Origin of the sequence: Pseudoduganella sp. R-32, assembly GCF_049913245.1 — a bacterium.
Classification (GTDB): domain Bacteria; phylum Pseudomonadota; class Gammaproteobacteria; order Burkholderiales; family Burkholderiaceae_D; genus Rugamonas.
Genome location: NZ_CP183987.1, coordinates 947,823 through 969,887 on the forward strand (window position 1 = coordinate 947,823; position 22,065 = coordinate 969,887).

18 protein-coding genes are annotated in these 22,065 nt (G+C 61.6%); 13 read left to right on the forward strand and 5 right to left on the reverse strand.

The window, feature by feature from the left end; translation table 11 throughout:
- Nucleotides 1-9: 9 nt before the first annotated feature.
- The 7 genes from ACN9MU_RS04415 to ACN9MU_RS04445 all read left to right on the forward strand — a co-directional run bounded on the left by ACN9MU_RS04415 (nucleotide 10) and on the right by ACN9MU_RS04445 (nucleotide 10,066).
- On the forward strand, nucleotides 10-1,194 hold the full coding sequence (locus tag ACN9MU_RS04415) for an efflux RND transporter periplasmic adaptor subunit (RefSeq protein ID WP_426320715.1): 1,185 nt from the start codon (nucleotides 10-12) through the stop codon (nucleotides 1,192-1,194).
- Complete coding sequence (locus ACN9MU_RS04420; RefSeq protein WP_426320717.1) at nucleotides 1,191-4,328, forward strand: efflux RND transporter permease subunit; 3,138 nt, start codon at nucleotides 1,191-1,193, stop codon at nucleotides 4,326-4,328. The genes ACN9MU_RS04415 and ACN9MU_RS04420 overlap by 4 nt, the downstream gene beginning before the upstream one ends.
- Before the next feature lie 94 nt (nucleotides 4,329-4,422).
- Nucleotides 4,423-5,322, forward strand: a complete 900-nt coding sequence (locus tag ACN9MU_RS04425) for a cell envelope integrity protein TolA (RefSeq protein ID WP_426344223.1) — start codon at nucleotides 4,423-4,425, stop codon at nucleotides 5,320-5,322.
- Nucleotides 5,323-5,325: 3 nt separating this feature from the next.
- Nucleotides 5,326-6,504 carry a helix-turn-helix domain-containing protein gene (locus ACN9MU_RS04430; protein WP_426344224.1) on the forward strand — a complete coding sequence of 393 codons (1,179 nt, stop codon included), beginning with the start codon at nucleotides 5,326-5,328 and terminating at the stop codon, nucleotides 6,502-6,504.
- 56 nt (nucleotides 6,505-6,560) lie between these two features.
- On the forward strand, nucleotides 6,561-7,586 hold the full coding sequence (locus tag ACN9MU_RS04435) for a formylglycine-generating enzyme family protein (RefSeq protein WP_426344225.1): 1,026 nt from the start codon (nucleotides 6,561-6,563) through the stop codon (nucleotides 7,584-7,586).
- A 113-nt stretch (nucleotides 7,587-7,699) separates the two neighbouring features.
- On the forward strand, nucleotides 7,700-9,169 hold the full coding sequence (locus ACN9MU_RS04440; RefSeq protein WP_426320725.1) for a sodium:solute symporter family protein: 1,470 nt from the start codon (nucleotides 7,700-7,702) through the stop codon (nucleotides 9,167-9,169).
- Between the two features lie 111 nt (nucleotides 9,170-9,280).
- On the forward strand, nucleotides 9,281-10,066 hold the full coding sequence (locus tag ACN9MU_RS04445; RefSeq protein WP_426344226.1) for a PEP-CTERM sorting domain-containing protein: 786 nt from the start codon (nucleotides 9,281-9,283) through the stop codon (nucleotides 10,064-10,066).
- Nucleotides 10,067-10,100: 34 nt separating this feature from the next.
- Here the strand turns inward: ACN9MU_RS04445 and hemB are convergent, their stop codons facing one another.
- Complete coding sequence (gene hemB, locus ACN9MU_RS04450; RefSeq protein ID WP_426344227.1) at nucleotides 10,101-11,105, reverse strand: porphobilinogen synthase; 1,005 nt, start codon at nucleotides 11,103-11,105, stop codon at nucleotides 10,101-10,103.
- A complete protein-coding gene (yihA, locus tag ACN9MU_RS04455) occupies nucleotides 11,102-11,803 on the reverse strand; it encodes a ribosome biogenesis GTP-binding protein YihA/YsxC (RefSeq protein WP_426344228.1) in 702 nt (233 codons plus the stop codon). The genes hemB and yihA overlap by 4 nt, the downstream gene beginning before the upstream one ends.
- 130 nt (nucleotides 11,804-11,933) lie before the next feature.
- On the opposite strand from yihA, the gene ACN9MU_RS04460 reads away from it, so the two are divergent.
- The 5 genes from ACN9MU_RS04460 to ACN9MU_RS04480 all read left to right on the forward strand — a co-directional run bounded on the left by ACN9MU_RS04460 (nucleotide 11,934) and on the right by ACN9MU_RS04480 (nucleotide 17,568).
- Entirely contained in the window at nucleotides 11,934-12,599 is a 666-nt protein-coding gene (locus ACN9MU_RS04460) for a c-type cytochrome (RefSeq protein ID WP_426167803.1), read from the forward strand.
- 107 nt (nucleotides 12,600-12,706) lie between these two features.
- Nucleotides 12,707-14,797: a cytochrome c biogenesis protein ResB gene (locus tag ACN9MU_RS04465; protein ID WP_426320732.1), complete on the forward strand. Its 2,091-nt coding sequence runs from the start codon at nucleotides 12,707-12,709 to the stop codon at nucleotides 14,795-14,797.
- Nucleotides 14,798-14,826: 29 nt separating this feature from the next.
- Nucleotides 14,827-15,972: a c-type cytochrome biogenesis protein CcsB gene (ccsB, locus tag ACN9MU_RS04470; RefSeq protein ID WP_426167807.1), complete on the forward strand. Its 1,146-nt coding sequence runs from the start codon at nucleotides 14,827-14,829 to the stop codon at nucleotides 15,970-15,972.
- 61 nt (nucleotides 15,973-16,033) lie between these two features.
- Nucleotides 16,034-16,948, forward strand: coding sequence for a protein-methionine-sulfoxide reductase catalytic subunit MsrP (gene msrP / locus ACN9MU_RS04475; RefSeq protein WP_426167809.1), 915 nt, complete (start codon nucleotides 16,034-16,036; stop codon nucleotides 16,946-16,948).
- Nucleotides 16,948-17,568, forward strand: a complete 621-nt coding sequence (locus ACN9MU_RS04480; protein WP_426167811.1) for a sulfite oxidase heme-binding subunit YedZ — start codon at nucleotides 16,948-16,950, stop codon at nucleotides 17,566-17,568. The genes msrP and ACN9MU_RS04480 overlap by 1 nt, the downstream gene beginning before the upstream one ends.
- 51 nt (nucleotides 17,569-17,619) lie before the next feature.
- Here the strand turns inward: ACN9MU_RS04480 and lysA are convergent, their stop codons facing one another.
- Both lysA and lptM read right to left on the reverse strand, forming a co-directional pair.
- Nucleotides 17,620-18,888, reverse strand: coding sequence for a diaminopimelate decarboxylase (gene lysA, locus ACN9MU_RS04485; RefSeq protein WP_426167813.1), 1,269 nt, complete (start codon nucleotides 18,886-18,888; stop codon nucleotides 17,620-17,622).
- A gap of 4 nt (nucleotides 18,889-18,892) precedes the next feature.
- The gene (lptM, locus tag ACN9MU_RS04490; protein WP_082507583.1) at nucleotides 18,893-19,036 is read right to left on the reverse strand and encodes an LPS translocon maturation chaperone LptM; all 144 of its coding nucleotides are present in this window, start codon (nucleotides 19,034-19,036) and stop codon (nucleotides 18,893-18,895) included.
- Between the two features lie 72 nt (nucleotides 19,037-19,108).
- Between lptM and cyaY the strand changes: the two genes are divergently transcribed.
- Complete coding sequence (gene cyaY, locus ACN9MU_RS04495; protein WP_426344229.1) at nucleotides 19,109-19,441, forward strand: iron donor protein CyaY; 333 nt, start codon at nucleotides 19,109-19,111, stop codon at nucleotides 19,439-19,441.
- Nucleotides 19,442-19,541: 100 nt separating this feature from the next.
- On the opposite strand, the gene ACN9MU_RS04500 is transcribed toward cyaY, so the two are convergent.
- Nucleotides 19,542-21,809: a penicillin-binding protein 1A gene (locus ACN9MU_RS04500; RefSeq protein WP_426172113.1), complete on the reverse strand. Its 2,268-nt coding sequence runs from the start codon at nucleotides 21,807-21,809 to the stop codon at nucleotides 19,542-19,544.
- Between the last annotated feature and the right edge of the window lie 256 nt (nucleotides 21,810-22,065).

A 22,065-nucleotide genomic window follows, 5' to 3' on the forward strand; every position in this document is an offset into this window, starting at 1 on the left:
AAACCTCTCATGAAGAAGAAAACTCTGGCAGTAGTGGTGGGCCTGGCCGTGGCAATCGGTGGCGGCGCCTGGTATGCGAGCAAGGCCCCGGCCGAGCAGGGCGCCGAGCATGGACAAGGCAGCGCCGCTGGCGGCAAAGGCAAGGGCGAACAAGGCCCGACCACGGTCAACGTGGTGGCGCCGCTGCGCCAGGACGTGCCGGTGGCGTTGTCGGCCAATGGCACCGTGAGCCCGATCTCGACTGTCGACCTGCACCCGCAAACCACCAGCACCATCGTCAAGGTGCATGTGAAGGAAGGCCAGTTCGTCAAGCAGGGCGAGCTGATGTTCTCGCTCGACGCCCGCACCGAGGCGGCCAACGTCGAGAAAGCCGATGCGCAAGTGGCCAAGGACCGCGCCACCCTGGCCGACCTGGAACGCCAGTACAAGCGCGCCCAGGAATTGCGCACCCAGAACTTCCTGGCCCAGAGCGCAGTCGACACGCTGAAGAGCCAGGTGGACTCGAGCCGGGCCACGCTGGAAGCCGACATCGCCGTCGCCCGCGCCAGCAAGGTCGACCAGAGCTTCACGCAAATCCGTTCGCCGCTGACCGGCCGCGTCGGCGCCATCAATGTCTATCCGGGTAGCCTGGTGCAGCTCAGCACTTCGCTCACCACGGTGACCCAGCTCAACCCGATCAACGTTGCTTTCACCGTGCCGGAATCGAGCCTGGCGGCCTTGCTCGATGCGCAGCGCGCCGGCAAGGTGGCGGTGCAAGCGTTCCAGAACAATTCGGACAAGCCGATCAAAGGCCAGCTCAGCTTTGTCGACAATACCGTTGACCCGGTGGCCGGCGTGATCCGCGTCAAGGCCGTGTTCGACAATGCCGACACCCGCCTGTGGCCGGGCCAGTACGTCAACACCAGGCTGACGGTCGCTACCCTGAAAGATGCACTGGTTGTGCCGCAGAACGCTATTATTACCAATACCAAAGGTACTTTTGTGTACACGGTTGCGCCTGACCAGACGGCCAAGGTAGTCAACGTCCAACGCATCCACGGCTTCGGCGCATTGGCCGCGGTCACCGGCCTGAATGGCGATGAGCAGATCATCGTGGAAGGCAAGCAGAACCTGCGACCTGGCGGAAAAGTCCGCATCGCCGAACCGGCAGTCGCGCAGAACGGCAAGGCCCACAAGAAGGGTAAGGCAGAATGAACCTTTCCGAGCTGAGTATCCGGCGCCCCGTGATGGTGGTGCTGCTCTCGCTGAGCCTGATCCTGGCGGGCGTGCTGGCCTATTCCCACATCCCCGTCGCCGCACTGCCGAGCTACAACACCCCGGTCATCAACGTCAGCGCCGACCTGCCGGGCGCCTCGCCGGAAACCATGGCCTCGTCGGTTGCGCTGCCGCTGGAAAAACAATTCTCGACCATCGGCGGCCTGTCGATGATCACCTCCACCAGCACGCTTGGCAATACCTCGCTGACGCTGGAATTCGACCCGTCGATCAACGTCAACGAAGCGGCCGTCGACGTGCAGGCCGCTTTGCTGCGCGCCCAGCGTTCGCTGCCGCAGGAGATGACGGACCTGCCGTCCTACCGCAAGGTCAACCCGGCCGACGCGCCGGTGCTGTTCGCCACCATGACTTCGCCGTCGCTGAGCCTGTCCGAGCTCAACGATTACGCGGAAAACCTGGTGGCGCCCAACCTGTCCACCCTGCCGGGCGTGGCCCAGGTCTCGGTCAACGGCCAGAAGCGCTTTGCCGTGCGCGTGCGCGCCAAGCCGGACCTGATGAACTCGCGCAACCTGACGCTCGACGAGCTGCAGGCCGCCATCAAGGCTGCCAACGCCAACACGCCGCTCGGCACCATCGATGGCCCGAGCCAGACCCTGACCATCCAGGGCAATGCCCAGCTGATGCGCGCCGCCGATTTCGCCGACCTGATCATCGCCACCCGCAATGGCCAGCCGGTGCGCCTGAAGGAAGTGGCAACGGTGGAAGACAGCTACCAGTCGATCAAGGCTGCCGGTAGTTACAACGGCGAGCGCGCCATCGTGCTGCTGGTACAACGCCAGCCCGATGCCAACACCGTGCAAGTGGTCGATGCGGTGCGCAAGCTGCTGCCGCGCTTCCGCGCCCAGTTGCCGGAATCAGTGTCGATCAACCTGGTCAACGACCGCTCGGTGTCGATCCGAGAGGCAATCCACGACGTGAACCTGACGCTCGCGCTGACTGTGGTGCTGGTGGTGCTGGTGATCTTCCTGTTCCTGCGCCGCCTGGCTGCCACCTTCATCCCGGCCGTCACCATGCCGATCTCGCTGCTCGGCGCGCTGTCGCTGCTGTACGCGCTGGGCTACAGCCTGGACAACGTGTCCCTGCTCGGCATCACGCTGGCGGTTGGCCTGGTGGTCGACGATGCGATCGTGGTGCTGGAAAACATCGTGCGCCATATCGAACTGGGCAAGAAGCCTTTGCAGGCGGCCCTCGTCGGTTCGAGAGAGATGGGCTTCACCATCGTGTCGATTTCGATTTCGCTGGTGGCGGTGTTCATTCCGATCTTCTTCATGCCGGGCGTGATGGGCCTGATGTTCCACGAGTTCGCCGTGGTGGTCGGCCTGTCGGTGCTGGTGTCGGCGATCGTGTCGCTGACCCTGGTGCCGATGCTGGCCTCGCGCTTCATGCCGGCCGATTCGCATGAAACATCGGGCGACGATACCTTCATCGGCCGCCACTTCGAGCGCGCCTTCCATGCCACGCGCGACGCCTATGCGCGCACGCTGGACCTGGCTTTGCACCATCGCTTCGTGGTGCTGGGCATCGCCGTCGGAACTTTTGCGCTGACGGCCTGGCTGTACATCGCGATCCCGAAAGGATTCTTTCCTGAGGAAGACCTGGGACAGATCCGCGTGAATACCGAAGCGTCGGAAGACATTTCCACCTCCGCCATGCTGGAGCTGCAGGAAAAAGTGGCGGCCACGATCCAGGCCAATCCCAATATCAAGGACGTGACGTCGTTCACGAGCGGCGGCAACACTGGCCGCATGTTCATCGTGCTGAAGCCGCGCGGCGAACGCAAGAAGATGACCGAGGTGCTGGATAGCCTGCGCAAGGAAACGAAAAAGATTGCCGGCATCCAGGTCTACCTGAGCCCGGTGCAGAACCTGCAGCTGGGCGGCCGTCCTTCGAAGAGCCGCTACCAGTACACGCTGCAGTCGGTCAGCCCGGATGCGCTGAACGACTGGGCGGCCAAGTTCCTGGACCAGATGCGGGCCGATACCGATTTCCGCGACGTGACCAGCGATTCGCAGAACCGCGGCTTGCAGGCGCAACTGAAGATCGACCGCGACAAGGCCAATATGCTGGGCGTCAAGCTGGCCGATGTGCGCACCGCGCTGTACCTCGCTTTTGGCGAGCGCCAGGTGTCGACCATCTACTCCTCGGCCGCCAGCTATTTCGTGATCCTGGAAGCGGCGACCGAAGATCGCCAGTTCGACGATTCGCTGACCAAGCTGTCGGTGCGGAACAGCAGCGGCCAGCTGGTGCAGCTGTCGAGCTTTGCCACGGTCGAGCGCACGGTGGGCCCAACCTCGGTCAACCACCAGGGCCAGTTGCAGGCGATCACGATTTCCTTCAACCTGGCGCCCGATGTCCCGCTGGGCAATGCCACGGCCAAGATCGAAAAGATGGGCATGCAGATGGGGTTGCCAGCCTCGATCATCACCAGCTACGGCGGCGATGCGGCTGTGTTCAAGGATTCCCAAAGCAGCCAGCTGATCCTGATCGTGGCGGCGCTGGGCGTGATCTATGTGCTGCTGGGCGTGCTGTACGAAAGCTATATCCACCCGCTGACCATCCTGGCGGGCCTGCCGTCTGCCGCCGTGGGCGCGCTGCTGACCTTGTGGATCTTCAAGATGGACCTGACCATGATCGCCATCATCGGCATCCTGATGCTGATCGGTATCGTCAAGAAGAACGCCATCATGATGATCGACTTCGCCCTGGTGGCGCAGCGGGAGCAGGGCAAGGCGCCGATGGATGCGATCCGCGAGGCCTGCATCCTGCGCTTCCGCCCGATCATGATGACCACGCTGGCGGCCCTGATGGGCGCCTTGCCGATCGCGCTTGGCCTCGGTGCTGGAGCCGAACTGCGCCAGCCGCTGGGCTTGGCGGTCATTGGGGGCCTGCTGTTCTCCCAGGTGATTACTTTGTATATCACGCCGGTGATTTACCTGTTCCTGGATAAATATTCCGGCAGCGGTCCGATGAAGGACCAGGACCTGGATGATGGATCGGCAACGGAAGCCGTGCAACCGGTCGAGCTCAGGGCCGTCAAAGCGGCCAAACACTGATAATATGCGGGGCGGCGCTTACAACCTGTAACATTCGTCAAGGGCGAAAGTCGGTAAGCTTCCACCCCAGCATCTTCAGTTAAAAGCCAATATCTTGCACCAGTACACCCATTCCCACGCCGAACTTGCGGCCCACGACGGGCATACCTGCCCGACCTGCGGCCAGCCATGGCCGCAGGACAAGGTACTCGAATATGGTGCGAGCAAGCCAAACCGCTGGGGTATTGCCTTCACCATCGGCCTGCACTTGCTGGTCGTACTCATCTATTTCATCAAGCCCAAGGAAAAGATCGACATTACGCCGCCTTCCAAGGCCGGTGAAATGGTCTATATCACCCCGGGCAAGCCGGCGCCACAGCCAAAACCCAAATCGCAGCCGAAGGCAAAGCCGTCCAAGGAAACGCCGCGCTCGTCGCGTGCCTACCTGCCGCCAAACCAGAATGCGATCACCGAAGTCATCAAGCCGCAGGAGAAGATTGTGCCGCCCGAGCAGGCCAAGCTGACGCCGGTGCCGGATACGGTGCCGGACATGGCTGCCCTGATCGAGCAGCGCCGCCGTGCGCGCCAGGGCGATTCGCAGCAGCCGGCGCAGGAAGAAGATGCTGGCGCCACCGGCAAGGCGCGCGCCTTGGCCAATATCATGGGCGCACAGGGCCGTAACGCCAATGGCGAGCGCAACGACACCGGCGGTGTGTTCCAGATTGTCAATCAGACCTTCAACGGCGCCGATATCAAGTTCCGCGGTTTCAGCACCAACTTCAAACGTACCTGGCAGCAGCAGGTCCATGTGGACCAGGGTTCGGAGAAGGATATCGAAACGGCAATCGTCAAGAAGATGATCGAGATGATCCGCAAGGAGAAACCGGGAGACTTCATCTGGGAATCGCACCGCCTGGGCCGCAATGTGCCGATGAGCGCGCGCAAGGAAGATGAGAAAGAGCTGCAGGCCTTCCTCTTGCTGGAGTTCTGGCCGAACTACGGGAAGTTGCGCTGATCGATGGCCGCGACGCCGATCGCGACCAGCCTGGAACTGTGTACCGCCGGGCTTGGGTTGTTCCTGGCTGCGCCCCTTCTGGCATTGGCCAGGAAGCGTCCTGCCAACGCCTGGCTGGCCGCGTTTGTCGCCAGTTTTGCCTCGCTGGCGCTGGCGGACTTCTGTTATAGCGCGGGCATTTACCGCCAGCATCCGGCAATTTGGGGGCTGTTCGACCTGCCGCTGGCTTGCCTGGGCGCTTCCTTTTATTGTTACACTCGCGGGATGACCGGCCTGGGCGTAGGCCGGCGCCAGGCATGGCACCTGCTGCCGCTGCCCCTGTGGCTTGGCGTGATCTTGTCGCTGCGCGCAGGTGTTGCGCCGGGTTGGCTGTTCCTGGTCGCGGTACTGGCCTTGCAGTTGCTGACGCTGGCGTATGGCCTGGCCGTCCTGTGGCGCCTGCGCCAGTACCGCCACGCCGTGCGCCAGAACTTCTCGTCCATGCGCCAGCGCGACCTGCACTGGCTCAGCCGCCTGACCGCTGCCCTGATGGTGTTGCTGCTTGTCTGGTTCCCGGCAACCTTGCTCGGCGGGGCGTGGGACGTCCTGCTGTTGCTGGGACGGCTTGCTGTACTGTGCTTTGCAGGCTGGTTCGGCATGCGCCATGTGCCAGTGTTCGTGCCAAGCTGGCAGAAGGCCGTTCCATCGGAGCCGCTTGCACCTGTAACTGCGCCAGCGTGCGAACCTGCGGCCCGGACCGTGGCAGAGCCTGAGCCGGCAACGGATGGCAAGTACGCCCGTTCAGGCATGACTCCGGCCGCAGCCGAAGAAATTGGACGGCGCCTCCTCCAGCGGGTAGGGTGCCAGCATGACAACCGCGAGCCCGAACTGACGCTGGCCGAACTGGCTGGCCGTGTCGGCACGTCGCCGCAACTCCTGTCCCAGTACCTGAACGAGATTCAAGGCGTCACGTTCTATGACTACGTCAACGGCCTGCGCGTGGCCGACGTGCAGCGCATGATGTCCGATCCGGCACGGCGCGGCGATTCCCTGCTCGACCTGTCGCTGGCGGCCGGCTTCAATAGCCGCTCCACTTTCAATGCCGCGTTCAAGAAAGTGACCGGCATGCCGCCTTCCCAGTGGCGCAGGCGAGCCGGCTGCATGTCCGCGCCGATCGGCCAGGACGACAAACAGCCCGCCTGAGCCGATAGTGCCTGCATTCCAACCGTAGAGTTGGATCATCTATTGAAGAGGAATGCATGAGACTTATTACCCAAGCCGGATTGGCCGTCGTGGCCTTGTTGTCGCAGTCCGCCATAGCAGCCCAGCCGATCGAACCGCCGATGGCCGCCATCCCGGCCGGCAAATTCCTGATGGGCGACCCGCAGTCGCCACCTTCCGATGGCCAGATGATTTCCTCGGCCCCGCAACACCAGGTCAGCGTCAAATCCTTCCAGCTGTCCAAGTACGAAGTAACGGTCAAGCAGTTCCGCCAATTCGTCGACGCCACCGGCTACCAGGCCGGCGGTGAACCTGGCGAATGCTGGAAATGGGTCAAGCCCGGTGCCGGAGCCATCCCGGACGCGCCGCTTACCCCGGCGCCGGGCCGCTGGAACAGCCCTCAATACGCGCCATCCGATTACCACCCGGTCATGTGCGTGAGCTGGCAGGATGCCCAGGCCTATGCCCAATGGCTGTCAAAGGCCACCGGCAAGCATTACCGCCTGCCGAGTGAAGCGGAGTGGGAATACGCCGCCCGTGCCGGCGTCACCGGGGACTATCCGGGCGACGGCAAGCCGGACAGCATGTGCCGCTATGGCAATGGCTTCGATGTCAGCGGCCAAGTGGCGTTTGCGCGCGACCTGGGCTGGGAGCGCAAGATCCCGTCGTGCGACGACCAGGCGCCTTACACGGCGGTGATAGGGTCCTACAAGCCAAATGCTTTCGGCCTCTACGATATGTTGGGCAACGTTGCCGAATACGTCGAGGATTGCCAGCACAATGATTATCAGGGAGCGCCGGCAGACGGCTCGGCCTGGACCAGCCAGTGCAAGGATGGCGAAGAACGCATGCAGATTACCCGTGGAGCGTCCTATGGCGCCAACCTTCCGCAACTGTCGCTGAGCCTGCGCGGCCACGCCAGCCCGGACAATCGGAGCAGCCTCGGCGAGGGCTTTCGCCTGGCGCTGGATGGCCAGCAGGCAGCGGCTCCCACCGCTGTCGCTTTCGAACGGGAGCTGGCGCAAGCGCGTGCCGCCGGGGCGCGGAGGACTGCTGGCCGCTGAGGTGTTGTAGATTGTCAGGGTGATGTGTAAAAAGCGCTAATTTCTTGATTCAGCCGAAGTTCTTGCAGCTATAATCGCGAAATTTGCCGCTTGGAGCCGGAGTTTTCGCCGCGATGAACATCACCCTGATTTCCTTTGTTGTGCTGTACCTGCTGGGCACGCTTGGCCTTGGCGTGTGGGCCGGTACCCGCATCAAGAATACGACCGACTTCGCGGTGGCCGGCCGCAGCCTGCCACTGATCATGGTGGTGACGACAACTTTCGCGACCTGGTTTGGCGCGGAAACCGTGATGGGCATTCCTGCCAAGTTCGTGCAGGGCGGCCTGAACGCCATTGTGGAAGACCCGTTCGGCGCGGGTACCTGCCTGATCCTGGTCGGCATGTTCTTCGCGGCCCGCCTGTACAAGCTCAACCTGCTGACCATCGGCGACTTCTACCGCCAGCGCTTTGGCAAGGGCATCGAGGTGTTCTGCTCGGTGGCCATCATTATTTCCTACCTGGGCTGGGTGGCGGCACAGATCACCGCCCTGGGCCTGGTGTTCTCCGTGCTGACCAATGGCGCCATGTCCGAAACCGCCGGCATGATTGTCGGCACCCTGGCGGTGCTGATCTATGTGGTGATCGGCGGCTTCCTGGCGGTGGCCTGGACTGACTTTATCCAGATGATCGTGCTGGTGGTGGGCCTGTCCGTGATCGCCTTCTTCTCCGCCGACCTGGCGGGCGGCGCCGGCAAGGTGGTCGACATGGTGGCGAGCAAGGACTTGGGCAATTTCCTGCCGCCGGCGCAGTTCACCGACATCGCCTTCTTCGTCGGCTCGGCCGTGACAATGATGCTGGGCTCAATTCCGCAACAGGACGTGTTCCAGCGCGTGATGTCGGCCAAGAACGCACCGACTGCGCGCACCGGCGCCATCATTGGCGGCGCCAGCTACATCCTGTTCGCGGCGGTACCGATGTTCATTGTCTCCTGCGCCATCATCGTGCTGGGCGACCACGGCCTCGAAATGGCCAAGAACGATTACCAGCGCCTGCTGCCGACCTTCGTGCTGACCAAGATGCCGCTGGTGATGCAGATCCTGTTCTTCGGCGCGCTGCTGTCGGCGATCAAGTCGACTTCGTCGGCAACGCTGCTGGCGCCGTCCACCAGTTTCGTGGAAAACATCCTGAAGAACCTGCGTCCAGGCATGGGCGACAAGCAGCAACTGTTCGCAATGCGTGCCACGATCGTCGTGTTCGCCGCTTCCGTGCTGTTGTACGCGGTAGCGATGAAGGGCACTTCGATTTATGAGCTGGTGTCGAGCGCTTACCAGGTCACGCTGGTCGGCGCCTTCGTGCCGCTGCTGATGGGCCTGTACTGGAAGCGCGCTACCACGCAGGGCGCGATCCTGTCGCTGGCATTCGGCATCGGGACCTGGCTGGTATTCTTCCCGCAGATCGGCGGCGAAGAACTGGCCGCGAAATTCCCAGGCCAGTTGGCCGGCTTGGCTGCCGCCTTCGTTGGCATGATCGTCGGTTCTTTGATACCGCAAGTCCTGCAGGACCGGCAGGAAGGCGTACACCACGTCAAAGGCTTGAACGCCTGATTGCGTGAGTCAAGGCACGGGCGCCATCGAGCAGCCCGTGCTTAATGACAGGAAATTATTTTCTTGTTATTATTTGGTAGTTAATATTGCCATTTGGGCATTAAATTCCAGATGAAAAATTCCCTCCCCAAATTCCTCTTGGCTGCTGCGGCTTCGTGTGCGGCGCCGGTCATTTTCGCTAATCCGATAACGCTGAATTTCAAAGCCAGCATCCTGACCCAGATCAATTCGACTGGCCAGGAAGTTAAGGATGTGCCCGGGCAGTTCTTCGGATCAGTAACGATTGACGCCACTGGCTCGCCATACGTCTATGGTCCGGTTGGTTCGCGTATTGCATCCTGGTCCGGCAAGCAGGGTTGCGGTCTTTACATCGACGGAGCTTGCTCCGAAAACGTGGAAACGTACGCCCCGGCCTTACTCGGTTATTCGTTGACGCTGCCACAGGGCCGGACGGTCGATGGCTTATCGATTTTCAATGAATGGGGCCGCAGCACCTCGGTCCTGAAGTCTGAGAGCGGCAACAAGCAGGGCATTCATTTCGGCTTCGAAGAGCGCATAGGCATCACGGAAGGCGGTGCGATGCGAAGTGAAGAAAAGAACTTATGGCTCAACCTGGGGGGCGAACTTGGCAGCCTGTTTACCAGTCTTGGCGAACTGGATTTCAAACCTGCCGGCGCTACCACGGCCAGCGGCATGTTTTACTATTCCAAGAAGGGTTGCGGTCCGGACTTCGGGAACTCATGTGGTGTCGATCCGGCCTCGGTCGCGTATCAGTTCAAGATAGACGAGCTAAGTTTTGGCCCGGCGGCCAAGGTGCCGGAACCGGCGGGTGCCGCGCTGTTCGGCCTGGGCCTGGCCGGCCTCGCGCTGGCAAGGCGCCGCAAGCAGTTGGGGTAAGAAAAAACGCCGCGGTCAACGCGGCGTTTTTTTATCAGGCCAAGCCCTTGAGCTTGCGAGCGATGTCGAGGGCAAAGTAGGTGAGGACGCCGTCGGCGCCGGCGCGCTTGAAGGCCATCATCGATTCCATCATCACCTTGTCGTGATCGAGCCAGCCGTTCAGCGCGGCGGCCTTCAGCATGGCGTATTCGCCCGACACCTGGTAGGCGTAGGTCGGCACTTTGAATTCATCCTTCACGCGGCGCACGATGTCCAGATAGGGCATGCCTGGCTTGACCATCACCATGTCCGCGCCTTCGGCGATGTCCATCGCCACTTCGCGCAAGGCTTCGTCGGTATTGGCCGGATCCATCTGATAGGTGAACTTGTCGGCCTTGCCCAGCGCCGCTGCCGAACCGACCGCATCGCGGAACGGGCCGTAGAAGGCGGAGGCGTATTTCGCCGAGTAAGCCATGATGCGGGTGTGGATCAGGCCTTTGTCTTCCAGCGCCTTGCGCATCACGCCGATGCGGCCGTCCATCATGTCGGACGGGCCGACGATATCGACGCCGGCTTCGGCCTGGCACAGCGCCTGGCGCACCAGCATCTCGGTGGTTTCGTCGTTCAGGATCGAGCCTTTTTCGTCGACGGTGCCGTCCTGGCCGTGGCTGGTGTACGGGTCCAGCGCCACATCGGTCATGATGCCCAGCTCGGGGAAGTTTTTCTTCAGCTCGCGCACGGCGCGCGGGATCAGGCCTTCGGGATTGGTGGCTTCCACGCCGTCATTGGTTTTCAGCGATGGGTCGATGTTCGGGAACAGCGACAGCACCGGAATGCCCAGCTTGACGCATTCCTCGGCCACATTCAGCAGGTTGTCGATCGAGATGCGGTCCACGCCCGGCATGGTGGTTACTGCTTCGCGGCGGTTGGCGCCCTCCACCACGAAGACCGGGTAGATCAGGTCGTCCACGGTGACGGTGTTCTCGCGCATCAGGGCGCGCGAAAACGGGTCGCGGCGCATGCGGCGCATGCGGATGGCTGGAAAATCAGGAGTGATCATTCTTCGCTTTCATCAGGAGTGGGCGCTTGTTCGCCGTCGGCGAGGCCGGCCAGTTCTTCGATCTTGGCCGTCGCCTCCTCGATGCCGATGCGCTTCAGCGCGGAAAACAGTTGCACGGTGAAGGGGAAGCCTTCGCCGTCTTCATCGACATAGCTGTCGAGCTTGGCCTTGGCCTGGCGCAGCACGTTGATGGATTCATTGCGGTTGAGCTTGTCGGCCTTGGTCAGGATGCAGTGGATCGGCTTGCCCGTCGGGGCGAACCATTCGATCATTTGCACGTCGAGGTCGGTGAACGGACGGCGCGCATCCATCATCAGCACCAGGGCAGCCAACTGATCGCGGCGCTGCACGTAGTCGCCCAGCAGGCGCTGCCAGTGGTTCTTGGCGTCTCCCGATACTTCCGCATAACCGTAACCCGGCAAGTCGGCGATCAGGCACTGCAGTTCGTCCATGTTGATCGGGTCGTGGCGGTGCATCGCGACGTGGGCGCCACCGATCGAGAAGAAGTTGATGTGCTGGGTGCGGCCAGGGGTTTTGGAGGCGAATGCCAGCCCTTTCTGGTTGCACAGGATATTGATCGCGGTTGATTTGCCAGCATTGGAACGGCCCGCAAAGGCGATCTCTGGCACCGTCGTGCGCGGCAGGTCGCGCAGATGGTTAACGGTTGTGAAAAAGCGGGCTTGCCAGAGTTTGGACATGGGGAAAGCAACAAAAAGAGGGCAAAAATGCAGGAAAGCTATTGTACAATAAGGGGTTACGAATTGTTGCCATGCTATATTGCCCAATTCTTATACTACTCATTATTTACTTCTGTCCCAAGGTGTCTGAATGAATCGTGCGTTTTCGCCATTTGTAAAATCCTTGTTCGTCGCAATGCTGGCTGTTTCCGGCGTGGCCTCCGCTAATGAAGCGCATGCCCCGGCAGCAGCCAAGGTTGATCCAGCCAAAGGCGCGACGCTGTACGCTGAAGGTGACAACGCACGCGGCATTCCTGCCTGCGTTTCCTGCCACGGCGCCAAGGGTGCATCGACCATCACCGTCAATCCCAAGCTGGGCGGCCAGGGCGAAGCCTACGTCTACAAGCAACTGGTGGCCTTCAGCGGCGATGCCCGTCCAGGCACCGTGATGACTGCCTTTGCCAAGGCACTGACCGACGAAGAGAAGAAGAACGTGGCTGCCTACCTGGCCACCGAGCCAAGCAAGGCCGGCGCGGCCAAGAACAAGGACACCGTTGAACTGGGCAAGAAGATCTACCGCGGCGGCATCGCTGAAAACCGCGTCCCGGCCTGCGCATCCTGTCACGGCCCTGCCGGCGGCGGCATGCCAGCCATGTACCCACGCGTAGGCGGCCAGCACCAGGACTACACCGCTGCCACCCTGAAAGCCTTCAAGGCCGGCACCCGCAAGTCCAGCCCTGAAATGCAGACCATCGCTTACCGCATGTCCGACAAGGAAATCGAAGCGGTTGCCGACTACATGGCCGGCTTGAAGTAATTGCAATGCGCCGCCCGATGCAGGGCGGTTCTGGACATGAAAAAAGGGTGGCCGCGCAAGCAGGCTGCCCTTTTTTTGTTATTCTCCTGACTTTTCCCTGAGCTGCAATGAGCGACACCCCAAGTACCTCCGGAATCCAGCTTCGCAACCGGCGCGGGCCACTGGCCGAGACGGTCGAGCTGCTGTCCTCGATGCGGTTTGCGATCGCGCTGTTCGTAGTGATCATCTTCGCGGCGATCATCGGCACCATCGTGCAGCAAAGCCAGCCAATGCCGAATTACATCAACCAGTTTGGCCCGTTCTGGTTCGAGGTGTTCAACAAGCTGGGGCTGTACGCCATTTACTCGTCGTGGTGGTTCGTGTCCATGTGCGGCTTGCTGGTGGTGTCGACCACGCTGTGTATCGTCCACAATACGCCGAAGATGCTGAAGGATATGCGTAGCTGGCGCGAGAAGGTACGCGAAGCTTCGCTCAACAATTTCCATCACAAGACGCACTGGCAGTCGCCGCTGTCGCGCGAGCAGCTCGCCGGCCAGACTGCCCAGCGCCTGGGCCATGCCGGCTACGGCACCAAGGTCATTGAGAAAGACGGTGCCATCCTGGTCTCGGCCAAGCGCGGCGCCGGCAACAAGTTCGGCTACATCTTTGCCCACAGCGCCATCGTCGTCATCCTGATCGGTGGCATGCTCGACTCCGACCTGCCGATCCGCTTCCAGCAGTGGGTGCTGGGGAAGACTGCCTTCGGCGGCACCGGCCTGATTGCCGACATCCCGGCCCAGCATCGCCTTGGCGTGCACAACCCGACCTACCGCGGCAATATCGCCCTGCCGGAAGGCACGGCCGGCAACACGGCCATCCTGGCGCGCCCGGACGGCGTGCTGATCCAGGAACTGCCGTTCACCATCCAACTCAAGAAATTCGATATCGACTTCTACAGTACCGGCATGCCGAAGCTGTTTGCCAGCCACGTCACCGTGCGCTCCAACGACAGCGGCAAGACCGTCGATGCCGTGGTCGAAGTCAACAAGCCGCTGATCTTCGAAGGCGTGGCGATCTACCAGTCGTCGTTTGAAGACGGCGGCAGCAAGCTGAAGCTGCTCGGCCACCCGATGAAGGGCACCGCTACCACCACCTTCGGCCTGGAAGGCGAAGTCAACGGCACCACCAAGCTGAACGATGAATACACCGTGGAGTGGAGCGATTTCCGCCCCTTCAATGTGGAAAACATCAGCGGCCAGGATGCGCGCGCCGTCACCAAGGGCGAAAGCCTGAATGAATCCTTCTCGCGCAGCCTGGGCAAGCAACTGGGCTCGGCCGCCAAGACGGCCCACAACAAGGACTTGAAGAACGTCGGCCCGTCGGTACAGTACAAGCTGCGCGACAAGACCGGCCAGGCGCGCGAATACCAGAACTATATGCAGCCGGTGACCATCGAAGGCGATACGGTGTTCCTGGCCGGCGTGCGCGCCAACCCGTCCGACCCGTTCAGCTACCTGCGCATTCCTGCCGACGACGAGCACAGCGTGCGCGAGTGGATGCGCATGCGCGCCGCCCTGCAGGACCCGGCCTTGCGCCAGAAAGCCGCTGCCAGCTACGCGGCACACGCCATGCCGCAATCGAAGGCCGGCGATGCCCTGCGCGGCCAGCTGGAAGCCTCCGCCCTGAAAGGCCTGGAAATCTTTGCCGGCGATACCAATGGCGCCGGCTTCTTCGCCATCAGCCGTTTCCTGGAGAAAGTGCCGCAGGCCGAGCAGACCAAGGCCGCCGAGATCTTCCTGAAAATTCTGAACGGTTCGATGTGGGAACTGTGGCAAGCCGCCCGTGCCCAGGACGGCAAGCCGGCCGCCGCAATGGACGAGGCCCACGGCCGCTTCCTGCAACTGGCCACCAACGCGCTGTCGGACAGCTTCTTCTACGGCGCCCCTGTCTATCTGCAGCTGGATGAGTTCACCCAAATCAAAGCATCGGTATTCCAGGTGACGCGTTCGCCGGGCAAGACTATCGTGTACATTGGCTGCCTTCTGCTGGTGCTGGGCGTATTTGCCATGTTCTACATCCGCGAGCGCCGTGTATGGGTGTGGATCAAGGACGGCGAAGATGGTGCGGAAGCCCTGATGGCGATGAGCACCCAGCGCAAGACGCTGGACTTCGAAAAGGAATTTAAGGAACTCAAGGAAAAACTGCCGCAATCGGCGTAAGCTGTTGCCAGGTTTTTGGAGAATTGCAAATGGAAGCAACACAAACTTATACCCAGCAGCCCGGCTATTTCAAGCGCCTGAACGCGTTCGACTGGCTGTTTGCGGTGGTGCTATGCGCAGGGGCGCTATACGCCTTCAACCGCTTCGGCGCCTACATGGACATTTATGAAAAGGCTATCCTGCTGGCATCGGCCCCGGTGTTTGCCGCGCTGGGCTGGTACTGGAAGCCGCTGCGCTGGCTGATGCCGCTGTCGTTTGCACTGGCGCTGTGGGCTGTCAGCCTGTACAGCGGCGACCTGGCGGCGGCGGACAAGCGCTTCTTCCTCAAGTACATGCTGTCGAGCCAGTCGGCCATCCTGTGGATGAGCACCATGTTCGTCCTGTCGACCCTGTTCTACTGGGGCGGCCTGGTGGCCCGTTCGGATTTCGGCGGCGCGATTGGCTCACGCCTGTGCTGGGCCGGCATCGTGCTGGGCGTGACCGGCATGCTGGTGCGCTGGTACGAGTCCTACCTGATCGGCACCGACGTCGGCCACATCCCGATCTCGAACCTGTACGAAGTGTTCATCCTGTTCTCGCTGATCACCGCGATGTTCTACCTGTACTACGAAGAACACTACAAGACCCGCGCCCTGGGCCCCTTTGTGCTGCTGGTGATTTCGGCCGCTGTCGGCTTCCTGCTGTGGTACACCGTGGCGCGCGGCGCTTCGGAGATCCAGCCGCTGGTGCCGGCCCTGCAAAGCTGGTGGATGAAGATCCACGTGCCGGCCAACTTCATCGGCTACGGTACCTTCGCCCTGGCGGCCATGGTGGCGTCAGCCTACCTGCTGAAGTCGCACGGCATGCTGGAAGACCGCCTGCCGTCGCTGGAAGTGCTGGACGATGTGATGTACAAGGCCATCTCGATCGGCTTTGCCTTCTTCACCATCGCCACCATCCTCGGCGCCCTGTGGGCGGCGGAAGCCTGGGGCGGCTACTGGTCCTGGGACCCGAAGGAAACCTGGGCCCTGATCGTCTGGCTGAACTACGCAGCCTGGCTGCACATGCGCCTGATGTCGGGCCTGCGCGGCCGCCCTGCCGCATGGTGGGCCCTGGTCGGCCTGCTGGTCACCACCTTCGCCTTCCTGGGCGTGAACATGTTCCTCTCCGGCCTGCATTCCTACGGCAAGCTTTAATATCGGCTTCAGCAAACTGGTGTAAGGTTTAGCTATTACCTTGCACCAGTTGGAGCCGACCATGTTGATTCTCCCTTCCGAAATCACGCCGCGCGAAGTATTCGAATCGCGCCGCAAGTTCATCAAGCTGGCCGCTGCCGGCGCCATTCTTGGCCCGGAACTGGTGCAGGCGGCCAATCTCCCGTCCAAGCTGAATCCTGCTTACGCCGTGATGGAAAAGCAGACCTCGCGCAAGGACGCCACCAGCTACAACAACTTCTACGAATTCGGCACCGACAAGTCCGATCCTGCCGAGAACGCGCATACGCTGCGCACCCGCCCGTGGACGGTGCAGATCGAAGGCGAAGTCAAAAAGCCCATGACCCTCGACATCGACAGCCTGCTCAAGCTGGCGCCGCTGGAGGAGCGCATCTACCGGCTGCGATGCGTCGAAGGCTGGTCGATGGTGATTCCGTGGATTGGCTATTCTTTCTCCGAATTGATCAGGAAGGTCGAGCCGAGCGGCAATGCCAAGTTCGTCGAATTCATCACCCTGGCCGATCACCAGCAAATGCCGGGTGTGCGCAGCCGTGTGCTGGACTGGCCCTATGTGGAAGGCCTGCGCATTGACGAGGCGAACCATCCGCTGGCGCTGCTCACGGTGGGTATGTACGGCGACGTGCTGCCGAACCAGAACGGCGCGCCCGTGCGCATGGTGGTGCCATGGAAGTACGGCTTCAAATCGGCCAAGTCGATCGTCAAGATCCGTTTCGTGCGCGACATGCCGCGCACCTCATGGAACAAATCGGCGCCCAATGAGTACGGCTTTTATTCGAACGTGAACCCGGAAGTTGACCACCCGCGCTGGTCGCAGGCATCCGAGCGCCGCATTGGTGAAGACGGCTTCTTCACCAAAAAGCGCAAGACGCTGATGTTCAACGGCTACCCGGAAGTGGCGTCCCTGTACACCGGCATGGATTTAAAGAAGTACTACTGATGGCCTTTACTCCCATACCGCGCCAGCTAACGGCAATCAAGAGCATCGCCTTTGTGCTGGCGCTGGTGCCGTTCTTCGCCCTGGTATATCTGGTGGCGACGGACCAACTGGTCGAACCGCTGCAGTACATCACGCGCAATACGGGTTCGTGGACCTTGTACTTCCTGTGCATCACGCTGGCTGTCACGCCGCTGCGCCGTTTGTCGGGCTGGAACTGGCTGCTCAAGTTGCGCCGCATGATGGGGCTGTATGCGTTCTTCTACGCGCTGCTGCACTTCACCACTTTCCTCTGGTTCGATCATTTCTTCGACGTGCAGGAGATGTTGAAAGATGTCGCCAAACGGCCCTTCATCACTGTCGGCTTCACTGCCTTCGTGCTGCTGGTGCCGCTGGCCGTGACAAGCACCAACGGCATGGTGCGGCGCCTGGGCGGCAAGCGCTGGCAACTGCTGCACAAGCTGGTGTATGTGATTGCGCCGTTGGGCATCCTGCATTTCTGGTGGATGCGGGCGGGCAAACACGACTTCAACAAGCCGATCCTGTTTGGGCTGATCGTGATTGTGCTGCTTGGGATGCGCGCCTGGTGGGCGCGCACTGGTAAACCGGCAACCCGGGTCTGACCCAAGGGTCAGACCCCCGATGATCTTGCGGATGGCGGGGTTGGTTTTGCTTTATCGGATAACCGACTCCAGCGCGAACAGGTCGGCTGGATTTTCGCGCTGGCGCACAACGTGGACCTTGTCGCCGTCAACGATCAGCTCCACGGCGCGGCCGCGGGTGTTGTAGTTGGAAGCCATGGTCATGCCGTAGGCACCGGCGGTCTTCATCACCAGCAGGTCGCCGGCATCGACGTTCAGCTCGCGGTCGCGGGCCAGCCAGTCGCCGGACTCGCAGATCGGGCCGACCACGTCGAACATGGCGGCTGCGGCGTCGTTGCGCACCACCGGTTGCATATCCATCCATGCCTGGTACATCGCCGGGCGGGCCATATCGTTCATGGCTGCGTCGACGATGCAGAAGTTCTTCTCTTCGCCGTGCTTGATGAATTCCACGCGGGTCAGCAGCACGCCGGCGTTGCCGACGATGGAGCGGCCCGGCTCGAAGATCACCTTGATCGGTGCCCCACCATGCTTCTCGGTGCGCCAGGCATCGATGCGCTTGAACAGGCGCGCCAGGTAGTCGCCGACAGGCACCGGTGCGCCGTCGCCGTAGTCGATGCCCAGGCCGCCGCCGATATCCAGGTGGTGCAGGTGGATGCCTTCCGCGCCCAGCGCGTCGATCAGTTCAATGAGCTTGTCCAGCGCTTCCAGCAGCGGCGCGTCGTCCAGCAACTGCGAGCCGATATGGCAGTCGATGCCGGAGACGTCCAGGTGCGGCAGCTTGGCGGCGGTGCGGTAGGTTTCCAACGCGTCGTCGAAGGCCACGCCGAACTTGTTGGCTTTCAGGCCGGTGGCGATGTAGGGGTGGGTCTTGGCGTCCACGTTCGGGTTCACGCGCAGCGAGATGCGCGCTTTCTTGCCCATGTTGCCGGCCACTTCGTTCAGGCGGTGCAGTTCCGGGATCGATTCGACGTTGAAGCACAGGATGTCGTGTTCGAGCGCCAGGCGCATTTCTTCCACGCTCTTGCCGACGCCGGAGAAGATCACTTTCTTCGGGTCGCCGCCGGCGGCGATCACGCGCAGCAGTTCGCCGCCCGACACAATGTCGAAACCTGCGCCGCGGCGGGCCAGCAGGTCGAGGATGGCCAGGTTGGAGTTCGCCTTCATCGCATAGCACACCAGCGCATCGCGGCCGGCGCAGGCATTGGCGTAGGAGTCGAAGTTTTCGGTGAGCTGGGACTTGGAGTAGACGTAGGCCGGGGTGCCGTAGCTTTCCGCGATGGCGTCGAGCGCAATGCTTTCGGCGTGCAGCACGCCGTTCTGGTATTCGAAGTGGGACATAAGCTTACTGTTGGGATGCTGGTGGTGTGGACGGAACCGGAGCCGCCGGTGGCGCCACGCCCGGTTTCGCCTCGGTGGCGGGCTTGGCGGGTCGCTTAGGCATGTAGAGGGGGCCGGTTTGGCCGCATCCGGCCAGCAGGGCTGCCATTGTAAGGACAGCAAGTGCGATTGGGGACTTCACGATTAAAATAGGGGCTTGATAGGAATCTTGGAGTGTAGCATGACCGAATCGGAATTTTTGGACCTGGCCGAAGCGACCCTGGATGCGATCGAGGCTTCGCTGGACCGCCTGTGCGAGCAGGATATGGTGGACGTGGAGTGCAGCCGCAGCGGGAACGTGCTGGAGATCGAGTTCGTGGAGAACGGATCGAAGGTGATCATCAACTCGCAGGCGCCGATGCAGGAGCTGTGGGTGGCGGCGAGGTCGGGCGGCTTCCACTATCGCCAGGTGGAGGGCAAGTGGGTGGATACGCGCCGTGGTACGGAGTTGTATGCGGCGCTGTCGGAGATTGTGACGGAGCAGGGTGGGGCGCCGGTGGTGGTGGCGCCCTGAAACCGGTAAACCGGTGCCTGACCCGCAGGGGCAGGCACCAGGCCTGCGGCTGCCGCGTATTGGTGTCTGACCCTGCGGGTCAGACACTGCACTGCCGGTTTTAGAACAGCTCGTTCTTGACTGCGTCCTTCTGTTTCTCCTCCGCCGGCGTGCCGCGGGTCGCGCCTTCCAGGCTGTCGATGCCCACGCCCGGTGGATTCTCCGCATAGTAATACTCGCCATCCTGGGCAATGATGCCCTGCGGAATCGGCCTTTCCTCAATTGGAATATTCTTCAGCGCCTTGCCCATGTAGCTGATCCAGATCGGCAGGGCCAGCCCGCCGCCGGTTTCCTTGTTGCCCAGGTTCTTGGGCTGGTCGAAGCCGATCCAGGCAATGCCCACCAGCTTGGCCTGGTAGCCGGCAAACCATGCATCGATCGAATCGTTGGTGGTACCGGTCTTGCCCGCGATGTCCGGGCGCTTCAGCGACAGGGCACGGGTGGCGGTACCGAAGCGCACCACGTCCTTCAGCATCGAATCCATCAGGAAGGCGTTGCGCTCGTCGATGACGCGGTTCTTTTCGTCGCCCGCCTTGTCCGGGTTGGCCTGCGACAGCACCTTGCCGTTGGCATCGGTGACCTTGGCGATCAGGTAAGGCGAAATCTTGTAGCCGCCGTTGGCAAATACCGCATAGGCGCCGGCCATCTGCATCGGGGTCACGCCGCCGGCGCCCAGGGCCAGCGTCAAATAGGGCGGGTTGCGCTCGGGGTCGAAGCCGAAGCGGGTGGTGTATTCCTGGCCGTACTTGGCGCCGATGCGGTGCAGGATGCGGATCGAGATCATGTTCTTCGACTTGGTCAGGCCGCGGCGCATGGTCATCGGGCCTTCGTACTTGCCGTCGTAGTTCTTCGGCTCCCAGGCCTGGCCGCCGGTCTGGCCGGCGTCGAACGAGATCGGCGCATCGTTGATCATGGTGGCCGGCGACAGGCCGCGCTCAAGAGATGCTGAGTAAATGAAAGGCTTGAACGAGGAACCGGGCTGGCGCCAGGCCTGGGTCACGTGGTTGAACTTGTTGCGGTTGTAGTCGAAGCCGCCCACCATGGCCTTGATCGCTCCATCTTCGGTGCTGGCCGAAACAAAGGCCGATTCCACTTCCGGCATCTGGGTAATCAGCCAGTCCTTGTCGTCCTGCATCACGCGGATCACGGCGCCGCGGCGGATGCGCTTGTTCGGCGGGTTTTTGTCCGAAAGCCAGCTCTTGCCCATGGCCAGGCCGGCGCCCTTGATGGTAATTTCCTCGCCGGAAGCGGTGACTGCCACCACCTTGTCGGCAGCGGCGCTCAACACCATGGCGGCCACGATATTGTCGCTGTCCGGATGCTCGGCCAGTTCGGTCTCCACGATTTCGTCGGCTTCCGACTTGTTGGCCGGCAGGTCGACATACGATTCCGGGCCGCGGTAGGCGTGGCGCTTCTCGTATTCCATCACGCCGCTGCGCAGCGCCAGGTAGGCGGCGTCCTGGTCGGCCTTGGTAATCGTGGTGAACACGTTCAGGCCGCGCGTGTACGTCTCTTCCTTGAACTGCTCGTAGACCAGCTGGCGCGCCATTTCCGCAACATATTCGGCATGAACACCAAACGCACTGCTGTCTGTTTTCACTTTTAACTGCTCATTCTTCGCCACCTCATACTGTGCGGGCGTAATATAGCCAAGCTGGGCCATGCGTTGCAGGATGTACTGCTGGCGCACCTTGGCGCGCTTCGGGTTGACCACCGGGTTGTAGGCCGAAGGCGCTTTGGGCAGGCCGGCCAGCATGGCCGCTTCCGCCACGCTAATGTCTTTCAGGTTCTTGCCGAAATAGATTTGGGCGGCCGATGAAAAGCCGTAGGCCCGCTGCCCCAGGTAGATCTGGTTCATGTAGACCTCAAGGATCTGGTCCTTGGTCAGGTTCTGCTCGATCTTCCAGGCCAGCAGCGCTTCGTAGGCCTTGCGCTTGAACGTCTGCTCGCTGGAGAGGAAGAAGTTGCGCGCTACCTGCTGCGTGATGGTGGACGCGCCCTGGCGGGCGCCCCCGGTCGCGTTGTGGACCGCGGCGCGCAGGATGCCCCAGTAGTCGACGCCGCCGTGTTCATAGAAGTTGCTGTCTTCGATCGCCAGCACGGCCTTCTTCATGACGTCGGGGATGTCCTTGATATGCACCAGGTTGCGGCGCTCTTCGCCGAACTCGCCGAGCAGCACATTGTCGGCCGAGTAAATACGCAGCGGTATTTTCGGACGGTAATCGGTAATGGTATCCAGCGACGGCAGGTTGGGGTAGGCCAGGGCCAGGCCGAATACCACCAGCAGGACGCCGGCCAGGATCAGGCCCAGCAAAGAAATCAGGGCCATCAGCAGAAAACCCTTCGGCGATTTTTTTGCCGTGGTCTCGTGGTTGTTTGCAGTCATACGCAGCTTCAGTGAGTTTTATGCAAGGCATTATAAATGAGGCCCCTGGCCCTTGAGCGCACGTGATCTCTGGAAATATTGGCTGTAGGCAACAAGACAACTTAGTTTATTGATATGCCATTAATTGCAACATTGGGTGTGGCAAATCCCTCACAAAACATTAATGGTGCACTGGAGAAATACCTTTACACGGCGCTGA